Raw genomic sequence first — 313 nt, forward strand, 5'->3', positions numbered from 1 at the left:
TGGAAAATACAAAAAGGTAAATTACCTGAAACAATTTTTTATAATGGAGGAACAATAAATGCAGATAGGTCAGTTCAAGGAGCGTCGTTATTAAAAGGAATGAAAGAAGGTGACCCTGATTTGTGTGAAACGTTTTCGGGAGCTAATGGTTATGCTAAAGCATTTGAAGGATCAGAACTTTTGAAAAGAGGTGAGATTGTTGTAATAGCTGTTTATGGAGGAAGTGATACAGAACCTTTTGATATAAAAGTAAATGTAGCTGAAGAGAGAACGATTACAAACTTTAATAATTTATGTTTTGGTCTATCTTATT

Annotated in this window: 1 protein-coding gene; it reads left to right on the plus strand. The window is 32.6% G+C overall.

Features of this window, described 5'->3' with window-relative positions; genetic code table 11:
• On the plus strand, positions 1–313 hold a 313-nt coding region (locus tag QWI17_RS21605), incomplete at both ends, for a hypothetical protein (protein ID WP_302724610.1).

The sequence above is a fragment of the Gilvimarinus gilvus genome, assembly GCF_030518155.1.
Lineage (GTDB): Bacteria > Pseudomonadota > Gammaproteobacteria > Pseudomonadales > Cellvibrionaceae > Gilvimarinus > Gilvimarinus gilvus.